At 64.3% G+C, this 19,398-nt stretch carries 15 protein-coding genes; 12 read left to right on the top strand and 3 right to left on the bottom strand.

What is annotated here, in order from left to right:
- Nucleotides 1-12: 12 nt before the first annotated feature.
- A complete protein-coding gene (locus tag AWH62_RS03240) occupies nucleotides 13-2,445 on the top strand; it encodes an EAL domain-containing protein (RefSeq protein ID WP_143742897.1) in 2,433 nt (810 codons plus the stop codon).
- Nucleotides 2,446-2,448: 3 nt separating this feature from the next.
- Here the strand turns inward: AWH62_RS03240 and AWH62_RS03235 are convergent, their stop codons facing one another.
- The gene (locus AWH62_RS03235; protein ID WP_075189046.1) at nucleotides 2,449-3,579 is read right to left on the bottom strand and encodes a PA0069 family radical SAM protein; all 1,131 of its coding nucleotides are present in this window, start codon (nucleotides 3,577-3,579) and stop codon (nucleotides 2,449-2,451) included.
- Nucleotides 3,580-3,707: 128 nt separating this feature from the next.
- Nucleotides 3,708-4,574 carry a uracil-DNA glycosylase family protein gene (locus AWH62_RS03230; protein ID WP_075189045.1) on the bottom strand — a complete coding sequence of 289 codons (867 nt, stop codon included), beginning with the start codon at nucleotides 4,572-4,574 and terminating at the stop codon, nucleotides 3,708-3,710.
- Between the two features lie 148 nt (nucleotides 4,575-4,722).
- Between AWH62_RS03230 and AWH62_RS03225 the strand changes: the two genes are divergently transcribed.
- From AWH62_RS03225 to AWH62_RS03210, 4 genes are read left to right on the top strand one after another with little or no spacing between them, the layout of a single operon-like run.
- Nucleotides 4,723-6,396 carry an electron transfer flavoprotein-ubiquinone oxidoreductase gene (locus AWH62_RS03225; RefSeq protein WP_075189044.1) on the top strand — a complete coding sequence of 558 codons (1,674 nt, stop codon included), beginning with the start codon at nucleotides 4,723-4,725 and terminating at the stop codon, nucleotides 6,394-6,396.
- A gap of 54 nt (nucleotides 6,397-6,450) precedes the next feature.
- Nucleotides 6,451-8,178 carry a tetratricopeptide repeat protein gene (locus AWH62_RS03220; RefSeq protein ID WP_083634964.1) on the top strand — a complete coding sequence of 576 codons (1,728 nt, stop codon included), beginning with the start codon at nucleotides 6,451-6,453 and terminating at the stop codon, nucleotides 8,176-8,178.
- Nucleotides 8,175-9,029, top strand: a complete 855-nt coding sequence (locus tag AWH62_RS03215; protein ID WP_075189042.1) for a 4-(cytidine 5'-diphospho)-2-C-methyl-D-erythritol kinase — start codon at nucleotides 8,175-8,177, stop codon at nucleotides 9,027-9,029. The genes AWH62_RS03220 and AWH62_RS03215 overlap by 4 nt, the downstream gene beginning before the upstream one ends.
- Nucleotides 9,026-10,039 carry a hypothetical protein gene (locus AWH62_RS03210; protein WP_075189041.1) on the top strand — a complete coding sequence of 338 codons (1,014 nt, stop codon included), beginning with the start codon at nucleotides 9,026-9,028 and terminating at the stop codon, nucleotides 10,037-10,039. The genes AWH62_RS03215 and AWH62_RS03210 overlap by 4 nt, the downstream gene beginning before the upstream one ends.
- Nucleotides 10,040-10,049: 10 nt before the next feature.
- On the opposite strand, the gene AWH62_RS03205 is transcribed toward AWH62_RS03210, so the two are convergent.
- Nucleotides 10,050-11,072 carry a polyprenyl synthetase family protein gene (locus AWH62_RS03205; RefSeq protein WP_075189112.1) on the bottom strand — a complete coding sequence of 341 codons (1,023 nt, stop codon included), beginning with the start codon at nucleotides 11,070-11,072 and terminating at the stop codon, nucleotides 10,050-10,052.
- A gap of 153 nt (nucleotides 11,073-11,225) precedes the next feature.
- Here AWH62_RS03205 and AWH62_RS03200 point away from each other — a divergent pair, with 153 nt between their 5' ends.
- The 7 genes from AWH62_RS03200 (at nucleotide 11,226) to ppdK (ending at nucleotide 19,244) form a co-directional block, all read left to right on the top strand.
- Nucleotides 11,226-11,441: a DUF2007 domain-containing protein gene (locus AWH62_RS03200; protein WP_075189040.1), complete on the top strand. Its 216-nt coding sequence runs from the start codon at nucleotides 11,226-11,228 to the stop codon at nucleotides 11,439-11,441.
- On the top strand, nucleotides 11,438-12,163 hold the full coding sequence (locus AWH62_RS03195) for a tRNA1(Val) (adenine(37)-N6)-methyltransferase (RefSeq protein WP_075189039.1): 726 nt from the start codon (nucleotides 11,438-11,440) through the stop codon (nucleotides 12,161-12,163). Before AWH62_RS03200 ends, AWH62_RS03195 begins: the two co-directional genes overlap by 4 nt.
- A 180-nt stretch (nucleotides 12,164-12,343) precedes the next feature.
- Nucleotides 12,344-12,520 carry a hypothetical protein gene (locus tag AWH62_RS16955; RefSeq protein ID WP_158025546.1) on the top strand — a complete coding sequence of 59 codons (177 nt, stop codon included), beginning with the start codon at nucleotides 12,344-12,346 and terminating at the stop codon, nucleotides 12,518-12,520.
- A 70-nt stretch (nucleotides 12,521-12,590) separates the two neighbouring features.
- Nucleotides 12,591-13,481 carry a glycine--tRNA ligase subunit alpha gene (locus tag AWH62_RS03190; protein ID WP_075189038.1) on the top strand — a complete coding sequence of 297 codons (891 nt, stop codon included), beginning with the start codon at nucleotides 12,591-12,593 and terminating at the stop codon, nucleotides 13,479-13,481.
- Nucleotides 13,482-13,707: 226 nt separating this feature from the next.
- Nucleotides 13,708-14,169, top strand: a complete 462-nt coding sequence (locus AWH62_RS03185) for a GFA family protein (protein WP_075189037.1) — start codon at nucleotides 13,708-13,710, stop codon at nucleotides 14,167-14,169.
- 17 nt (nucleotides 14,170-14,186) lie between these two features.
- The gene (gene glyS / locus AWH62_RS03180; RefSeq protein ID WP_075189036.1) at nucleotides 14,187-16,349 is read left to right on the top strand and encodes a glycine--tRNA ligase subunit beta; all 2,163 of its coding nucleotides are present in this window, start codon (nucleotides 14,187-14,189) and stop codon (nucleotides 16,347-16,349) included.
- Nucleotides 16,350-16,571: 222 nt separating this feature from the next.
- Nucleotides 16,572-19,244 carry a pyruvate, phosphate dikinase gene (gene ppdK, locus AWH62_RS03175; RefSeq protein ID WP_075189035.1) on the top strand — a complete coding sequence of 891 codons (2,673 nt, stop codon included), beginning with the start codon at nucleotides 16,572-16,574 and terminating at the stop codon, nucleotides 19,242-19,244.
- Nucleotides 19,245-19,398 lie beyond the last annotated feature (154 nt).

Below are 19,398 nucleotides of genomic sequence, written 5' to 3'. Positions count from 1 at the left end.
CTGGGGCATTTGGTGTATCGCGTATACTACTGTTTGACGGTCGAACACGATCTGGGTCTCGTCGCCGTGGCCGCTTTGCTGTGCGCGCTTTCTGCGCTGGCTGCGGTATCGATCGTGCGCCGCGCCAAGGCCGCGGAAGCAGCGCGTCAGCCTGCTTGGCTCCTGTTTGCCGGATTTGTCACCGGGACCGGGATATGGGGCACGCATTTTGTGTCCATGCTCGCCTATGAAAGCGCGATTCCCGTGTCGTTCGGCCTGTTCGAAACAGTCACGTCCTTTTTGCTCGCTGTCATCATCTCCTCTTGCGGCTGGGCCTTCGCGGTCCGTTCGGACTATCGCTACGCGTCGGCGATTGGCGGCGGTCTGGTCGGTGGCGGTGTCGCGGCGATGCATTTCGTGGGCGTTGCCGCCATGCGTGTCGGTGCGAGCGTGGTCTGGGATGCCGGACTGGTGATCGCCGCGCTGGCCCTGGGCGTCCAGTTCGCCGCTGCGGCGGGTGCGGTTGCGACGGGCGGCACCAGCCGCCGTGGCCTGTTTGGCGGCGCTGCCCTGCTGGTCGGCGGCGTGGTCAGCCTGCACTTCCTGTCGATGTCGGCGATGGAATTGGTGCCTGATTTCAGCGTGCCGGCACAGGATGGCGGTCTGTCGCCGAAACTGCTTGCGATCACCATTGCCCTCGGCGCGGTGTTTGTCGTCAGCATCGGCCTCGCCGCGGCTGCGATCGACCAGCATCTCGGCCTGCGCCGGGCTGCGGAAGGTCACCGCATCCGGGCCCTTGCGGAAGCCACGTTTGAGGGTATCGCCGTCGTTCGCGACGGTTTGATGCATGACATGAACGGGCGTTTCTGCGAGATGCTCAAGCTCGAGCGCGGAGACCTTGTCGGCATGCCGGTGGCCAAGCTGGCCCTGGATGCCGAAGCCATCGAAGTCTTGCAGAATGTCCGCGAGACCGACCCGATGACATGCCGCCTGCGCTGCCGGGACGGTGCCCCGATCACGGTACAGGTGCGGGCACGCGAGATGGATTTTGACGGGCTGACCGCCCGCATTTTCGCCTTCCGGGATGTGTCCTCGGAAGAGCGGGCGCGGGCGCGCATGGTCCATCTGGCCCACCATGATACGCTGACCGGCTTGCCGAACCGGTTGAAATTCCGCGAGGCTTTTGAAGCCGAACTTCGCAATGCCTGGGATGATGATACCCAGGTCGCCCTGATGTTCTTCGATCTCGACCGCTTCAAGGAAGTCAATGATGTGCACGGTCACGCCGTCGGTGACCGCTTGCTTGTAGCGGTCTCGGAACGCCTGCTTGACGCCCTGCCACGCAATGCAGTTGCGGCCCGGTTGAGCGGCGATGAATTCGCTGTCGTCCTGCCGGATGTCGAAAATCGCGAGGACGTGCTGCTGACCGCCCAGCGCGTGGTCAACAATGTCGGCTCACCGCTGACCATCGGACAATTGCATCTCAAGGTCTCGGCGTCGGGGGGTGTGACGATGTTCCCGATGGACGGCGAGGACCCCGACAGGCTCATGAACCAGGCCGACCTGGCTCTCTATCGCGCCAAGGGGCAGGGCCGGAACCAGGTGTGTGACTTTGATCCCAAGCTCGGCCTGATGATGCAGGAACGGCGCATGCTGGAGGCGGACCTCGCCCTGGCCATTGATGACGACCTGCTGACCCTCAATTTCCAGCCCCAGGTCCGGCTCGGCGATGGCCGGGTGTCCGGGTTTGAGGCGTTGGTGCGCTGGCATGACGAGCGTCGCGGCAATGTCCCGCCGTCGGAATTCGTGCAGATCGCCGAGGAAACCGGCCTGATCCTGAAAATGGGTGAATGGGTGCTGGAAACGGCCTGTCGCGAAGCGGTCAACTGGCCGGACGAGCGCCGGATCGCGGTCAATGTCAGCCCGGCCCAGTTCAAACAGGGCAATCTAGTTTATTCGGTTCAGCGCGCCCTGGCCAAGTCCGGCCTGGCCCCGCAGCGGCTCGAGATCGAGATCACTGAAGGCGTGCTGATTGACGATGAGGCCCGGGCCCTGAAAGTGCTGCGCGGACTCAAGGATCTCGGTGTCGGCCTGGCAATTGATGATTTCGGTACCGGCTATTCCTCACTGAGCTATCTGCGCGCCTTCCCCTTCGACAAGATCAAGATCGACCGCTCCTTCATGACCGGTCTGCAGAATGATCCCGAGGCCCAGATCATTGTGCGGGCCACGATCGACCTGGCGCGCGAGCTGAACATCAATGTCGTGGTCGAGGGCATCGAGGAGTTCGACGAGTTGGGCGCGCTCGGATTCCAGCCCGACCTGGTGCTGCAGGGCTATCTCCTGTCGCGACCGTTGACGCGCGGCCAGATTGCCGGTTTCGACGAGGCGTCCAAAGCGGTCCGGGCGGAGATCGCGACCCTTGTGGGGTCGGCAAAGCCGCTGCGCCAATACCGCGCCGGCTGACCGTCATTTTTCATCAAACAGTCCGGGCTGTTCAGCCGAACCGAGCGGGCGTTCGAAGCGGTTCATGTCCAGGGCAGTCCGCGGTGCGTCCAGCTTGAAACGCTTGATGGCACTGCGGAAGCGACTGGCAATCAGCTGGGCGTAGGGGCCGGTGCCGCGACCCCGTGTCGCCCACGCTGCATCATAATCCTTGCCGCCGCGCATCTGCCGGATCAGTGACATGACCCGGCCGGCAGAGTCGGGGCGTTTGTCCGCCAGCCATTCGCGGAACAGGTCGCGGATCTCCAGCGGCAGTCTGAGCAGGACATAGGCGGCATTGTCGGCGCCGGCCTCCGCGGCCGCCTGCAGCAGCGGTTCGATCTCGTGATCGGTGAGGGCAGGGATGATCGGCGCCATCATCACGGTGACCGGGATGCCAGCGGCCTTGAGGGCCGAGATGGTTTCCAGGCGCCGGTGCGGCGCCGCCGCCCGGGGCTCCATGTCGCGTGTCAGGCGACGGTCGAGCGTGGTGATGGAAATCGCCGCCTTGACCAGCCCGTCGGCCGCCATCGGTCCCAATATGTCGAGATCGCGCCGGATCAGCGCCGATTTGGTGATGACGCTGATCGGATGCTTGTAGCGGGCGCAGATTTTCAGGATGTCGCGGGTATGCTGACGCTCGCGCTCCAACGGCTGCCAGGCATCGGTATTGGCGCCGATCATGATCGGTTTGGGTTGATAGCCGGGCTTGTTGAAATGGGCTTCGAGCAGCTTCGGCCCGTCGGGCTTGGCGAAAATCACGCTTTCGAAGTCGAGGCCGGGCGAATAGCCCCAATAGGCGTGACTGGGCCGGGCATAGCAATAGATGCAGCCATGTTCGCAGCCACGATAGGGATTGATCGACTGGTCGAAGGATATGTCCGGCGATTTATTGGTCGAGATGATGGACTTCGACGCATCCCTCAGCACTGTCATGCCGAGCTTGGGCGCTTGGCCGTCCGCTTCGGTCCAGCCATCGTCGAAGGCTTCCCGGGTCTCGCTTTCATAGCGGCCCGTAATGTTTGACCGAGCGCCCCGACCTCTCGCTCCGGGGCGGTGGAGCAGGGAGGCCTCCTGAGGGGCATTAAGGGCGTAGCCACCAGGGCGCTCGGTCATGTCCGCATCATGACTCAAAAATGGAACAAATCAAGAACAAATTTCAGACCGACATCGGTGACCCGGATTGAGGTGGCGATCATCCGGGCGGTGCCGATATTGTCCTGGGGATGACGGCCCGGCCTGGCTCAGCGGTGTCCGGCCAACCGTTCGGCGAGTGTCTGCAAGTCCTGCCAGGCCAGCCGCTTTTCGCTTGGACGGGCGATCAGATAGCTCGGCGGAAAGATTGGCAGCGCCGGTATGGTCGTTCCGGTCGGCTGACCTGCAGCATCCCGCAACGCATAGTCCACCCAGCGGCCGCGCAGCCGTGTGATGGCTGTGTCGCTGCGCAGCAGGGCCTGCGCTCCGAGGCCGCCGGCAAGCAACAGGACGTCCGGCTTCTTCAACGCGATATGGCGTTCGATGAAGGGCAGGCAGAGGGTGACCTCCTCCTGGGTTGGCGCCCGATTGCCCGGCGGCCGCCAATTCAGGACGTGGGTGAGATAGGCCTGGTCCGGCTCGACCCCGATGGCGGCCAGCATGCGGTCGATCAATCGCCCGGTCGGACCGAGGAAGGGTTCGCCGCGATCATCTTCCTCACGGCCGGGGGCTTCGCCGACCACCATCAGCCGGGCGCTGCGGTCACCACGCGCGAACACGGTGTTGCGGGCGGTGCGTTTCAGGGCGCATCCCTCAAACGCATCAATGGCGGATCGCAGGGCGTCCAGCGTGGTGGCGTCGCCTGCCAGCGTCTGTGCGCTTGGTCCGGTCGCCACGGCGTCGCCGAAACCGGCGGCACGGGCGGCTTGTGGCGTTGCCGCCCGGACCGGCTCGGCAGGCGGTACCCGACGGGATTCCCGGCGCGGTTCCGGGCTGGTCGACGGCGCTCCCGCCGCTGCGGGCCGCGGCGTGATGACAGGCTCGTCCATCTCGATGCCGGCATCCTCCCACCAGGCGATGAGAGCCTTCAGCGCCTTCTCGTCATGGGCGGTCAGTGTGGGGCCGGTATCGGTCATGATTGACGTGCACGTTAACGTAATAGCTTTGATCCCGACGGCGGGACGCGCTAGATGGGTGTTCGATCCTAGGGTATGACCGAAGACCTGCAAGCCGAACACCGCATTAAACAGACAGCGACCACGAAACGGGAAGGGTGCCAACGAGATGACCGACGCCGCAATCGAACGCGAATCCATGGAATATGACGTCATCATCGTTGGCGGTGGCCCGGCTGGCCTGTCTGCCGCGATCCGCCTGAAACAGATGGCTGCCGAGGCCGGATCGGAGATTTCCATCGCGCTGCTGGAAAAAGGCGCCGAGGTCGGTGCCCATATCCTGTCCGGCGCCGTGGTCGATCCCAAAGCCCTCAACGAGCTTTTCCCGGACTGGAAAGAGCGGGGCGCGCCGCTCGAGGACGAGGTCAAGACTGACATCTTCGAAGTGCTCGGCGCCGCCGGGTCGATCAGCCTGCCGACGCTTTTCTTCCCGCCGCTGATGAGCAATCATGGCTGCTACATCGTGTCGCTGGCGAATGTCTGCCGCTGGTTGGCCGAGCAGGCCGAGGCGCTGGGGGTCGAGATCTATCCCGGTTTCCCGGCTGCCGAGCTGATCGAGGAAGATGGCGCCATCAAGGGTGTGATCACCGGTGATTTCGGCCTTGCCCGCGATGGCGGCCACAAGGACGGCTACCAGCCCGGCATGGAGCTGCGCGGCAAATACACGCTGATCGGCGAGGGCGTGCGCGGTTCGCTGGCCAAGAAGCTGATCAGCCGCTTCAACCTGTCCGAAGGCAGGGAGCCGCAGAAATTCGGTATCGGCATCAAGGAATTATGGCGCGTGAAGCCGGAGAACCACAAGCCGGGCATGGTCAAGCACACCATGGGGTGGCCGCTCGACGGCCAGACTGGTGGCGGCTCCTTCATGTACCATTTCGGCGATAATCTGGTCTCGGTCGGTTATGTCGTCCACCTCAACTACAAGAACCCCTACTTGTCGCCCTTCGAGGAATTCCAGCGCCTGAAAACCCACCCGGTCATGGAGGCGGTGTTTGAGGGTGGCGAGCGGATTTCCTACGGCGCCCGCGCCATCACCGAGGGCGGCTATCAGTCGGTGCCCAAGCTGGCCTTCCCGGGCGGTGGCCTGATCGGCTGTTCAGCCGGCTTCGTGAATGTGCCGCGGATCAAAGGCAGCCACAACGCCATGAAGACCGGCATGCTGGCCGCTGAAAGCGTGTTCGCCGCCATCGCTGATGGTCGTCAGCATGACGAATTGTCGGACTACCAGACTGCTTACGAGACATCCTGGGTCGCCAAGGACCTCAAGCGTGTGCGCAATGCCAAACCGCTCTGGTCCAAATTCGGCACCTTCTGGGGCGTTGCCCTGGGCGGGGTCGACATGTGGTGCACCACGATTTTCGGCGGTTGGTCGCCGTTTGGCACGATGGGGCACGGCAAGACCGACGCGGAGAGTCTGGAGCCGGCGTCCAAGCACAAACCGATCAATTATCCCAAGCCGGATGGCGTTTTGACCTTTGACCGCCTGTCCTCGGTCTTCATCTCCAACACCAATCACGAGGAGGATCAGCCGATCCACCTCAAACTCTCCGATGCCGAGTTGCAAAAACTCTCTGAACTGGGTGAGTTCGCCGGTCCGTCGACCCGCTATTGCCCGGCCGGGGTTTATGAGTGGGTCGAGGACGAGACCTCTGGTGACAAGCGCTTCCAGATCAACGCCCAGAACTGCGTTCACTGCAAGACCTGCGATATCAAGGACCCGAACCAGAACATCAACTGGACGACGCCGGAAGGCGGCGGCGGTCCGATGTACGCAAACATGTAGGCCCAACCGCCTCCGGCCCTTGCGCCGGAAGGCCAGCAGAGCGAGCATGCGGGCATGAGTTTTCCTGTCCGCATCCTCCCGCTTGTTGCCGCCGCAATGGTCCTGTCATCCTGCGCCACCTCGACCGACCCGGTCGATGAGGGGACGACAGTTTATGGCGCCTTCCTCGCGGCCCGCTATGCCGGCGTGAACCGCGATGTTGCCGGCGCGGCCGCCGGTTATGCCCGGGCCTTGGATCAGGCGCCGGGCAATGCCACCCTGGCCGACCGGGCTTTCATCACGACATTGCTGGCGGGGGACAATCAACTCGCCGCCGAACTGGCGCGCACCACTGTTGCAGCGGGCGATCCCAGCCGCCTGGCCACGCTCTATGTTGCTGCTGACCAGATCGCCGGACGCGATTATCGCGCTGCCATCACCAGCCTGGAAGCCGCGCCGGACTATGGCCCGTTCAACGCCTTGATGCGTGACCTCCTGCTGCAATGGGCACTGATGGGAGACGGCCAGGCGCTGGCCGCGATGGACGCTGCCAATGCCACGGTGTCGCCGGGCTTCCTGTCCTCGCACCTGTGGCTGCACAAGGCGATGCTGGCGGATGTGGCGGGAGAGACGGCGGCGGCGGACAATGCCTATCGCACCGCAGTCTATTCGGCCGTCTTCCCGCGGCTTGCCACGGAAATGTACGGCAATTTCCTCGAGCGCGAAGGCCGTGCCGAGGAGGCCGGCACCCTCTATCAGACCTATCTCGAGGCCAATCCGGCGGACCCGTTTGTCAATGCAGCGATAGGTCGGCTTGAGGCCGGCAACCGTCCGGCCCGCCGCCTGCCGGTGCCGCAAATGGCGTCGCGAGCCCTGTTCGGCCCGGCCTTCGATCTCGCCGAGCAGGCCGATATGGACCTTTCGGTCATCTATCTGCGACTGGTCCAGCGGCTCGACCCGGCCTACGCCCCGACCCGGATGAGCCTGGCGGGAGTCTTGGAGCGCATCAGCTTGCCGGACGCTGCGCTGGCTGAATACGCCGCTGTCGCCGATGGGCCGTATCGCTTTGTCGCCGATATCGAGCGGAGCTGGTTGCTGGTGCAGACCGACCGGGCGGCAGAAGCCACGGTTCTGGCCGAGCGTCTCTTGGCCGAGACAGGCGCCCGCGAGGCGCGCGCCCTGCTGGCCAATCTCTTGCGGGTGCAGGACCGCTGCCCTGAAGCTGTCGGGCTGTATGAACAGGTGATCGCGGAACTCGCCGCCGCCGATGCATCGGGGGATTGGCGCTATCATTATTTTGCCGCCGCCTGTCACTATGACGCCGACAATTGGCCGGCGGCGGAAGCGCATTACCTGGCGGCCCTCGAACTGGCGCCGCGCGAGAGCACGCTGCTCAATGATCTCGGCTATTTCTGGATTGATCGTGGTGAGCGCGTCGAGGAAGCGTTCGAAATGATCCTGCAGGCCTCGGAGCTTACCCCGGAAAACGGCAATGTGATCGACAGTCTCGGCTGGGCGCATTACCGGCTCGGGCACTACGAGGCCGCTGTTGAAGCCCTGGAGCGGGCGGCCGAGCTCGAACCGGGCAGCGCGACCGCGAACTATCATCTGGGTGATGCCTATTGGCAGGTTGGTCGTGAGCTGGAGGCCGGATTCCAGTGGCGCCGTGCCCTGGATCTCGATCCGCGCCCGGAGCAGCGAGACGGGCTGGAATACCGTCTCGAACACGGTCATCCGCCGGGTGAGGAACAGCATCTGGCGGCCGACACGACGCGCGCCGATGATGAGGGCGGCGAACCGTGAGCGACACGCCCGTCACCGAACTCGCCGCCGCCAAGGTCAATTTGACCTTGCGGGTCGGCCCGGCCCGGGCTGATGGCTATCATCCGCTCGACAGTCTCGTCGTCTTCGCCGACTGGGGTGATCGGATCGAGGTGCGCCCGGCACCGGGCCTCTTGCTGACCATGTCGGGTGAAGCGTCGCGCGCCCTGGCACCCGACGGTTCCAATCTCGTGCTAAAGGCGGCCCGGGCGCTGCAGGCTGAAAGCGGCGTCACGGACGGCGCCATGATCCGGCTCCACAAGCAGATCCCGGTCGAGGCCGGGCTGGGTGGTGGTTCCGCCGATGCGGCAGCGACGCTGCGGGCCCTGAACAGGCTCTGGGGGTTGAACTGGCCACTCGACCGGCTGGCCGAGATCGGCCTGGCACTGGGCGCTGACGTGCCGGCCTGTCTCTACTCGCGCCCGCTGCGCATGCGCGGGATCGGTGAATGGATCGATATCCTGCCAGGCTTCGATGCCTTTGACGCTGTGATCCTCAATCCCGGCGTCCGTGTCCCGACCGGGCCGATTTTCAAGGCCTTTGACGCTGCCGACCCGGCCCCGCTGGCCGATAGCTGGCCGATGGGCGATAACCGGCTCGACTGGCTGCGCGGCGAGCGCAATGATCTGGAAGCCCCTGCCATGGCACGTCACACCGCGATCGCGGCGGCGCTCGACTGGCTGCGTGGGCGCGACGGCGTGGCGCTGGCGCGCATGTCCGGCTCGGGAGCCAGCTGCTACGCGCTCTGCCAGGACCGCGCGGCGGCCGAGGCGATCGCTGCGGACTATGACGGTTTCGCCATCGCCGTGCGTCTGGAGGGCGGCGCGCGATGAGCGGCGCGCTATTGCCGCTTGCGCTTGCCTTCCTGGTCTCGCTGGCAACGGCCGGCCTTGTGCTGCGCCTTGGCATTCTCGACCACCCCAATGCCCGCTCCAATCACGTCAATCCGACGCCGCGCGGCGGCGGGCTGGGCATTGTTCTCGGTTTTCTGGTGGCGCTCTTCTTTATCCCGGTCGCGGCGCCGCACGATCTCGCGGCCCTGACCGGGCTGGCGTTGTGCACCGTGCTGGCGGCAGGGCTGGGCTTCCTTGATGACTTGGTGACCCTGTCGGAGCGATTGAAATTCGTCTGTCTGGCCCTGATCAGCCTGGCGCTGGCCGGCATGGCCGGACCGGTCACCGAGCTGGGCCTTGCCTTGCCCTGGCTGGTCGGCTGGCTGGGCTCGGCGCTGTTCGTCTTCACCCTCGCCAATACCGTCAATTTCATGGACGGGTCAGACGGGTTGATGACAGCCGCGCTGATCCCGGCCGCGCTGACGCTGGCCTGGCTGGCCCCGGGCGCGACCGGGCTGGCGGCGCTTGCCCTGGCGGCCGCACTGGCCGGCTTTGCGGTGTGGAATGCGCCGCTGATGGCCGCGCGCGGCAAGCTGTTCAGCGGCGATGTCGGCTCGCTTGGCGCCGCGGTGATCCTGGCCGGGCTGGCCCTGATGTGGGCCTCCAATGGCCCCGCGACATCCGTCTGGTTGGTGCCGCTACTTGTCCTGCCTCTGCTCGGTGATGTCCTGTTGACGATGGCGGCGCGGGTCAAGGCTGGCGCCTCGCCCTTCGTCGCGCACCGCTCACATGCCTATCAGTTGCTGATTGCCATGGGGGCGAGCCATCGCAAGGTGGCCGTGATCTGGGGGGCGATGAGCCTGGTCTGCGGCGCCCTGGCGCTGCTGGCTGCCGGCCTGCCGCCGATCGCTGCACCTTTTGTGCTGCTTGTCGCCGTGCTGGTCTTTGCCGTCCTGCATCAGCGCTGGCGGCGCCTGGCGCGCGCAGCCGGGGTTGAAACCCGTCAGTGATGCCGGTTGATCAATAGGCCCGTTCGACCACGAAATCGGCGAGGTCTTCCAAGGCGTTGCGCCATTTATTGGCGGGGAAGACCGCCAGCGCCTCGCGGGCCCGCCGGGCATGGGCGCGGGCCTGGTTGACGGTGGCGTCCAAGGCGCCATGTGCCTTGATCAGCCGCACCGCCTGGTCGAAATCCCCGTCGACCTGCTCGCCACCGGCAATGACCCGGGTCCAGAAATCTGTTTCTTTTCCAGATGATGCCGCGATTGCGAGGGCAACCGGCAGGGTCACCTTGCCTTCGCGGAAATCATCGCCGGTCGATTTGCCGAGCTTGGCCGACGCGCCACCATAATCCAGCGCATCATCGACCAGCTGGAAGGCCAGGCCGAGCTCGCGGCCATAGGTCTCCAGCGCCGCTTCCTCGTCTGCCGAGCGACCGGCAACAATGCCCGAAACCTGCGCCGCGGCGGCAAACAGGGCGGCCGTCTTGGCGTCGATGATCTGCATGTAAGTGTCCACCGACACGCCGATATCCTTGACCGAGGACAGCTGTCGGACCTCGCCCTCGGCGATCGTCGAGGCGGCCGCAGAGAGCACGCCCAGCGCCCGCATCGATCCCGCTTCGACCATCAGGGAGAAGGAGCGCGCGAACAGGAAATCGCCGACCAGGACCGAGGAGGCATTGCCCCAGACCAGATTGGCCGCGACCTTGCCGCGCCGCATGCCGCTCTCATCGACGACGTCGTCATGCAACAGGGTCGCGGTGTGGATGAATTCGACAGCGGCCGCGAGTTTCAGCGGCGCAATGTCAGAATGGCCGATCATGTTGGCGGCCGCGACGGTGATCATCGGGCGGACGCGCTTGCCGCCGGCCTCGATCAGGTAACGGGCGAGTTCGGGAATCAGGTCGACATGGCTGTCGAGGCGTTCCAGGATCAAGGCATCGACCCGGCGCATGTCATCATAGGCCAGCGCTGCCAGCGCTTCGGCGGCATTGGGGATGTCGGCCTGCTTGGCCGTCGCTGCCGCTTTGACATTCACCATGCTGTCCACGCCAGCTGTCCTCTTGATGCAGGCTCGATTGCTCTGGACAATAGAAATCGCGGGACCGCCCGGCAAGCACAAGGGGCGGTGACGAAACAGCACAGGTCAGTGAGGGCGGCTCGCCCTGGCCCAACAGCCCGGAGGCGGCATCACGTGAAAGAAGTTCTGCGGACCAATGATCCGGTCAAACTCTCCTACGCCCAGTCACTGCTGCGCGATGCCGACATCGAACCCATCGTGCTCGATCAGGGCATGTCGTCGATGTATGGCGGCGGGCTTCCGGTCATCAGGACACGTATCATGGTGATCGATGAGGACGCGGCCGAGGCGGCAACCATCCTGGCGGAGCTGCAGGAGGACAAGGCGTGACCACGACGCTGGACCGCTTGCTCGATGGTCATGTTGTCTTGCGCCAGGGCAAGGACGGCTATCGTGCCGGCATGGATGCCGGTCTGCTCGCCGCTGCGCTGGATGCCGGCGAGGGCGAGACCCTGGCCGAGTTCGGTTGCGGAGCCGGGGCTGCCCTGATGTGCGCTGCCTGGCGTCTGAAGGGGGCCAGTTTCGTCGGCGTTGAACGCGACCCCGAAGCGGCCAAGCTGGCGGCGGAGAATGCGGCGAGCAATGGCATGGGCGCCCGGGTGCGCACCCAGAATGCCGACATCATGCAGCTGGGCACCTCGCTGAAGGTCGACCAGGTTTTCTTCAATCCGCCCTTCTTCGACGACCCCAACGCCCTGCGGGCGCCCAAGGATGAAAAGCGCGCCGCCTGGCTGACCGGTGATGTGCCCTTTGCCGACTGGGTGCGCTGTGCTGCCCGGGCGCTGAAGGCCAAGGGCAAGCTCACCCTGATCCACCGCGCCGACCGGCTCGCCGACATCCTGACCGCGCTCGACCGCTCCTTCGGCTCGGTGGTGATCAAGCCGATCCATCCGCGCAGCGGTGAACCGGCCAAGCGGGTCATCGTGCAGGCGACGATTGGCGGCAAGGCGCCGCTGGTCCTGCTTGCGCCGTTGATCCTGCACGAAGGCGAGCGGCATTCGCCTGAAGCCGAGGCGATCCTGCGCGGGCAGGCGGTGCTGGCGATGGGGTGATCCGAGCGCCTGTCGTTTAGCCAATGTCATCCCGACGAAAGCCGGGATCCAGTCCGGGCTGTCGCGCCTGGATAGAGGATTTCGGGCGAAAACCGGTCAGGCGGTGCCAGGCTGGGTCCTGACTTTCGTCAGGATGACGGTATGAAGGGGGCGCCGGATTGATTTTGTGAGATCGCAGCCATGACCATAACGATCATCCTCGTCGTTCTCGCCTTCGTCCTGCTTGTGGTGCTCGGTGCACGCGGGCGCAAGCAGCGTGACAATGCGGCCGAGGCCGCGCGGCGGGCTGTCGAGGCGCGTTTCGAAACGCCGGACGAGGATGCTGCGTCGCACAAAGACGAGGACTCGCGTGCTTGATTACACGGGCCGGCTTGCCTAGTGTCCGCGCGATTTCTTGATCTCGATTTATCCAGCGGGAATTAAAGCCATGGCGGCCGAAAACGCGCCCTCCTTCCAGGAGCTGATCCTCCGTTTGCAGAGCTATTGGGCGAGCAAGGGCTGCGCCATCCTGCAGCCCTATGATGTCGAGGTCGGGGCGGGAACGCTGCATCCCGCGACGACACTGCGCTCGCTCGGCCCGCGTCCCTGGCGGGCGGCCTACGTCCAGCCTTCGCGGCGTCCCGGCGATGGCCGCTATGGCGAGAACCCGAACCGCCTGCAGCATTACTACCAGTTCCAGGTCCTCCTGAAGCCGTGCCCGGCTGATCTGCAGGACCTCTATCTCGGCTCGCTGGATGCCATCGGCATTGACCGCGACCTGCATGATGTCCGCTTCGTGGAAGACGATTGGGAGAACCCCACCGTCGGCGCCTGGGGGCTGGGCTGGGAAGTCTGGTGTGACGGCATGGAAGTCAGCCAGTTCACCTATTTCCAGCAGGTCGGCGGACAGGATGTCGAGCTGGTCTCGGGCGAGCTGACCTATGGCCTGGAACGCCTGGCGATGTATGTGCAGGGCGTCGAGAATGTCTATGATCTCGACTTCAACGGCGCCGGCCTTTCCTATGGCGACGTCTTCCTGGAAGCGGAAAAACAGTATTCCGAATTCAATTTCGAGCATGCCGATGTCGATATGCTGATCGAATGGTTCAAGGGCGCGGAAAACCAGTGCATGGCGCTGCTCAATCTCGACAAGCCGCTGCCTCTGCCAGCCTATGATTTCTGCCTGAAAGCCTCCCATCTCTTCAACCTGGTCGACGCCCGCGGCGCCATCTCCGTCGCCGAACGCGCCAGCTGGATCGCCCGCGTCCGCGAACTCGCCAAGGGCTGTGCGGATGCCTGGGTGAAGAGCGAGCGCGCGCTGGCGGAGGCGGCCGAGTGATGAACTCGCTCACCTCATCACTTGTCATCCCGGCCGGATGCCCCGCGCAGGCGGGGCGCAGAGCCGGGACCCATAGGCGTCAGTCTGGCAAGCGTTCAGCGTGGTCGTCCGTTACAGCGCGCCGCACACCGGGGATCTGGGTCCCGGATCTTCGCCCGGCTCAGGGCCGGGCCTGCGTCCGGGATGACAATGTGCGTTTACCGGCCAGCGGCATGAGGACTTCGTCATGAAACTCCCCCTACGCGGTGGCTGTCAGTGTGGCGCGGTGCGGTATGAGATCAGCGAGAATCCGCTGACGCTGTATTGTTGTCATTGCACGACCTGCCAGCAGCAATCCTCCTCGGCCTTCGGCCTGTCCATGCTGGTGCCGCGTGACGGGTTCAAATATCTCAAGGGCGCGGTTGCGGCCTTTGAAATCCCGACCGAGAGCAAGTCGAAAAAGCTCGGCTATTTCTGCGGCGACTGCGGCACGCGTATCGCCAACGACACGGCGGGGCGTCCGGCCCTGTCGCTGAAAGCCGGGACGCTGGATGACCGCGCCAAGCTGAAACCGGTCGGTCATATCTGGGTCAAATCGGCCCAGGACTGGATGATCTTCCATGAAGGCGCGCTGATCTATGAAGGTCCGCCCGATGACGGTTATTTCGCGCTGATGCAGCGTTATGCCGACCAAGAATACGCCTCCTGAGCGGAAAGCCTGACCCGATGTCCGAACTCCTGTTTGAAATCTTCTGCGAGGAAATCCCGGCCCGCATGCAACCGCGCGCCGAGACCGATCTGGAAAAACTTCTGGGCGACAAGCTCAAGGCGGCGGGTCTGGTGTGGACATCGTTGAAGACCTTTGCCGGTGCGCGCCGCCTGGGCCTGGTGATTGAGGGCCTGCCGGTCAAAACCGCTGATGTCAGCGAAGAGCGCAAGGGGCCGCGCGTCGGCGCGCCGGACAAGGCCGTGGAAGGCTTTTTGCGCGGGGCGGGCGTGGCCTCGCTCGACCAGTGCGAGAAGCGCGAGGACAAGAAGGGCGAATTCTGGGTCGCGCGGATTGAAAAGCCCGGCCGGGCCACGACCGAGGTCATCGCCGAGGCGATCCCCGAGGTGATGAAGCCCTTTCCCTGGCCCAAATCGATGAAGTTCGGCGAGGGCGAGACGGCCCAGCGCTGGGTGCGTCCGATCCAGCGTCTGGTGTGCGTGTTTGATGGCGATGTCGTGCCGGTCGAGGTGTTCGGCCTTGTCGCGTCCAACATCACCGAAGGCCATCGCCGCATGGGCCGCGGGCCGTTCACCGTGTCGAACTTCGCCGGCTACAAGTCCGTGCTGGAAGGCGAGGGGCATGTCCTGCTGGACCGTGGCGCCCGCGAAACGCTGATCCTCGATGGCGCTCGCAAGGTGTGCAGCGACGCCGGGTTTGAACTGGTCGAAGATGCCGGTCTCCTGACCGAGGTCGCCGGCCTGGTGGAATGGCCGGTGCCGGTGCTGGGCGAGATGGATCCGGATTTCCTCGATCTGCCGCCCGAAGTCATCACCCTGACCATGAAGACGCACCAGAAATATTTCGCGGTGCGCGATCCCAAGACCGGCAAGCTGGTTTCCAAATTCGTCACCATTGCCAACCAGGTCGCGCCCGATGGCGGAAAGGCGATCGCCGCCGGCAATGCCCGCGTCCTCTCGGCGCGCCTCTCGGATGCCCGCCATTTCTGGGACAATGACCGCAAGACGCCGCTCTCCGACATGGCCGCACAGCTGTCGAAAGTGACCTTCCACGAGAAGCTCGGCACGGTGGCCGACAAGGTCGAACGCGTCGCCGCCCTGGCTCGCGAACTGGCACCGGTGGTCGGTGCCGATCCGGACCTGGCCGAAAAGGCCGCCCGCCTGGCCAAGGCCGATCTCGTCTCCGAAATGGTTTATGAATTCCCCGAGCTGCAAGGCGCGATGGGGCGGTATTACGCGCTCGATCAGGGCGAGGATGCCGCTGTCGCGGATGCGATCAAGGATCATTACAAGCCGCAAGGGCCTTCGGATGAAGTGCCGACTGCGCCGGTTTCGGCGGCTGTCGCACTGGCGGACAAGCTGGATACGCTGGTTGGCTTCTGGGCGATCGACGAAAAGCCGACCGGGTCGAAGGACCCGTTTGCGTTAAGGCGGGCTGCGCTGGGGGTGATCCGGATTTTGCTCGCGGGAAGCTACAGCATCGATTTGACCGCCACCCCATCCTACTATGACGGAAAAAGCGGAATCGGCGAGCTTATCGAGACCATGGTCAGAGATCATGGATGGTATCCGGTATCACTTCGCGACGACGCAAAACATGCGAATCCCGACGCGCACCAAATGGCGATTGACATCGCAATACGCTACGAATTGGTCGCCTTCTTCGCCGACCGCCTCAAAGTCCATCTCCGCGACGAGGGCATCCGCCACGATGTCATCGACGCTGTCTTCGCGCTCGGCGATGACGACCTCGTTCGCGTCACCCACAAGGCCCGCGCGCTGCAGGCCTTCCTCGATACCGAGGATGGCGCGGCGCTGCTGGCGGGGAATAAGCGGGCCTCGAACATTCTCGCCAAGTCAGAGGATGACCTGGCCGGTGAGCCGGACGCGGACTATCTCGCAAACGCGCCCGAATCGGCCGAGCGCGATCTGATCGCGGCCCTCGCTGCGGCCGGTCCGGCAGCGGAAAAGGCGCTGGCAGAGGAAGACTTCGCGGCCGCGATGACAGCCTTGGCGCAATTGCGGGCACCGATTGATGCATTTTTCGAGCATGTGACCGTCAACACGGAATTGGTCAGCTTGCGCCGCAATCGTCTTCTCTTATTGTCCGCCATTCGCACGGCCATTCGCGCCGTCGCCGATTTCGACAAGATTTCAGGCTAGGCTGGATGTATCCGATGGCAGGCATGATCGTCCCGACACACCCTCCCTCTCCCCGGGGAGAGGGATCGAGGGAGAGGGGGGAGACACCGCCATTGCCAGGATGGTTTACCACCGGGATTTTCCCCTCATCCGCCTTTCAGGCACCTTCTCCCAAGGGAGAGGGAGGGCTTGCATGTATAGACGCCGCACCAGGCCAGACTTTGACTTCCGGAGTTCGATAGCATGAGCGCAGATACAAAATGGGTTTACGCCTTTGGCGGCGGCGACAGCGAAGGCGAAGCCGGGATGCGTGAGCTGCTGGGTGGCAAGGGGGCCAATCTGGCCGAGATGGCCAAGCTGGGCCTGCCGGTCCCGCCCGGTTTCACCCTGACGACCCAGGTCTGCACGGCGTATTACGAAAACAATCAAGCCTATCCCGACACGCTGAACGCGCAGGTCGAGGCCGCCCTGACCAAGCTGGAAAAGGCGGTCGGCAAGGCGTTTGGCGATCCGGCCAATCCGCTTCTGGTCTCGGTCCGTTCGGGCGCCCGCGCCTCGATGCCGGGCATGATGGATACGGTCTTGAATCTCGGTCTCAATGACGAGACGGCGGAAGGGCTGGCCGAACTTTCCGGTGATCGCCGCTTTGCCTATGACAGCTATCGCCGCTTCATCCAGATGTATTCCGACGTTGTGCTGGGTGTTGATCACAGCGTGTTCGAGGACATTCTGGACGGCTTCAAGGATGATAATGACTATTCGCTCGACACCGAGTTGAGCGCCGATGACTGGGTCAATATCGTCGCCGAGTACAAGGCCGCCGCCGCGCGCGAGCTGGGCCGTGACTTCCCGGCCGATCCGCGCGAACAGCTGTGGGGCGCCATCGGTGCCGTGTTCGGCTCGTGGATGACCGATCGCGCCAAAACCTATCGCCGCCTGCACGACATTCCGGCCAGCTGGGGCACGGCGGTCAATGTCCAGGCCATGGTGTTCGGCAATATGGGCGAGACCTCGGCCACCGGTGTGGCGTTTACGCGCGACCCCTCGACCGGCGAGAGCGGTTATTACGGCGAATACCTGGTCAACGCCCAGGGCGAGGACGTCGTGGCCGGCATCCGCACGCCGCAATGCCTGACCGAGGCGATGCGCGAGAAGATGGGTGACGACAATCCGTCCATGGAAACGGCCATGCCGGAGAGCTATGCCGAGCTGGCCGCTGTCTTCGACAAGCTGGAACGCCATTATACCGACATGCAGGACATCGAGTTCACGGTTGAACGCGGCCGACTGTGGATGTTGCAGACCCGCAATGGTAAGCGCACCGCCAAGGCGGCGCTGAAGATCGCCGTCGACATGGCGACCGAAGGCCTGATCTCGACCGATGAGGCGGTGATGCGGGTCGATCCGGCCCAGCTCGACCAGCTCCTCCACCCGACCCTCGACCCCGATGCCGAGCGTGACGTCCTCACCTCCGGCCTGCCGGCCTCGCCGGGTGCTGCGTCGGGCACGGTGGTGTTCGACAGTGACGAGGCGGAGGAATTGTCGAAGGCCGGCCATAAGGTCATTCTCGTGCGCATCGAGACGTCACCGGAAGACATTCACGGCATGCACGCCGCTGAAGGCATCATCACCGCGCGCGGTGGCATGACCTCGCACGCTGCCGTGGTGGCGCGGGGCATGGGGCGGCCTTGCGTCTCCGGGGCTGGTCAGATCAAGATCGACTATGCCGCCAAGCAGTTCGCGGTCGGTCGCCGCATCGTCAAGCATGGCGAGATGGTGACGATTGACGGCGCGTCGGGCCAGGTCCTGATGGGCGAAGCCAAGATGATCAAGCCCGAGCTGACCGGCGATTTCGGCAAGCTGATGGTGTGGGCCGACAAGGCCCGCCGGATGAAGATCCGCACCAATGCCGAAACGCCGGCCGATTGCGAGACGGCCGTCGAGTTCGGCGCCGAAGGCATCGGCCTGTGCCGCACCGAGCACATGTTCTTTGATGCCGACCGGATCGCCGCCGTGCGCGAGATGATCCTGTCGAACGACCAGGACGGCCGTGTGACCGCGCTCGACAAGATCCTGCCGATGCAGCGCGATGACTTCGCCCAGATCTTCCGCATCATGGGCGAGCGTCCCTGCACGATCCGCCTGCTCGACCCGCCGCTGCACGAATTCCTGCCGCACACCGAGGAAGACGTGATCGATGTTGCCAAGGCGACCGGCCTGCCGGCCGACCAGCTGATGGCGCGGGCGCGTGACTTGGCCGAGAGCAATCCGATGCTGGGCCATCGTGGTTGCCGTCTGGGCATCACCTATCCGGAAATCTACGAGATGCAGGCGCGGGCGATTTTCGAAGCCCAGGTGGCGGTCGAGAAGGAGACCGGCTTCCAGCCGCTCGCCGAAGTGATGATTCCGCTGGTCGCAGCGCCGGCCGAGTTGCGCATTCTCAAGGCCCGTGTCGCCGGGGTCGCCAAGGCGGTGGCCGAGGAGACCGGTGGCAAGCCGAAATACCTGATCGGCACCATGATCGAACTGCCGCGCGCCGCCCTGATGGCGGGCCAGATCGCCGAGGATGCCGAATTCTTCTCCTTTGGCACCAATGATCTGACCCAGACCACGTTCGGCCTGTCACGCGATGATGCCGGCAAATTCCTCAGCGAGTACATCGAGGCCGGCATTTTCGAGAAAGATCCCTTCGTCACCCTCGACCGTGATGGCGTCGGGGATCTGGTGCGAATCGCCGCTGAACGCGGCCGTGCGACACGTGATTCGCTCAAGCTGGGCATTTGCGGCGAGCATGGCGGCGACCCGCTTTCGATAGATTTCTGTGAAGAAACCGGGCTCGATTATGTGTCCTGTTCGCCATACCGGGTGCCGATTGCACGCCTGGCAGCGGCCCAGGCCCGCCTGCGTCGCCAGTAACACGACGTTGAAATCGTGAATAAAATACCCGCCCTTCTGGTCGAGGGGCGGGTATTTTCTTATTTGTAACGAGGTGCCCGGCTTGACCGTTATGGTCGGCTCCCATAGAGAGGCGCGCTCGTTTCACGAAGGATTCAGGTCCGACGCGTCATGG

This window comes from Maricaulis sp. W15, assembly GCF_001924955.1.
GTDB lineage: Bacteria > Pseudomonadota > Alphaproteobacteria > Caulobacterales > Maricaulaceae > Maricaulis > Maricaulis maris.
This window is presented reverse-complemented; position numbering and strand designations above follow the sequence as displayed.

Bases quoted from the DNA above. Each gene is read 5' to 3' on its own strand.
- AWH62_RS03235 (WP_075189046.1), bottom strand. From the start codon at position 3,579: ATGACCGAGCGCCCTGGTGGCTACGCCCTTAATGCCCCTCAGGAGGCC.
- AWH62_RS03230 (WP_075189045.1), bottom strand. From the start codon at position 4,574: ATGACCGATACCGGCCCCACACTGACCGCCCATGACGAGAAGGCGCTG.
- AWH62_RS03225 (WP_075189044.1), top strand. From the start codon at position 4,723: ATGACCGACGCCGCAATCGAACGCGAATCCATGGAATATGACGTCATC.
- AWH62_RS03220 (WP_083634964.1), top strand. From the start codon at position 6,451: ATGAGTTTTCCTGTCCGCATCCTCCCGCTTGTTGCCGCCGCAATGGTC.
- AWH62_RS03210 (WP_075189041.1), top strand. From the start codon at position 9,026: ATGAGCGGCGCGCTATTGCCGCTTGCGCTTGCCTTCCTGGTCTCGCTG.
- AWH62_RS03205 (WP_075189112.1), bottom strand. From the start codon at position 11,072: ATGGTGAATGTCAAAGCGGCAGCGACGGCCAAGCAGGCCGACATCCCC.
- AWH62_RS16955 (WP_158025546.1), top strand. From the start codon at position 12,344: ATGACCATAACGATCATCCTCGTCGTTCTCGCCTTCGTCCTGCTTGTG.
- AWH62_RS03190 (WP_075189038.1), top strand. From the start codon at position 12,591: ATGGCGGCCGAAAACGCGCCCTCCTTCCAGGAGCTGATCCTCCGTTTG.
- AWH62_RS03185 (WP_075189037.1), top strand. From the start codon at position 13,708: ATGAAACTCCCCCTACGCGGTGGCTGTCAGTGTGGCGCGGTGCGGTAT.
- glyS (WP_075189036.1), top strand. From the start codon at position 14,187: ATGTCCGAACTCCTGTTTGAAATCTTCTGCGAGGAAATCCCGGCCCGC.
- ppdK (WP_075189035.1), top strand. From the start codon at position 16,572: ATGAGCGCAGATACAAAATGGGTTTACGCCTTTGGCGGCGGCGACAGC.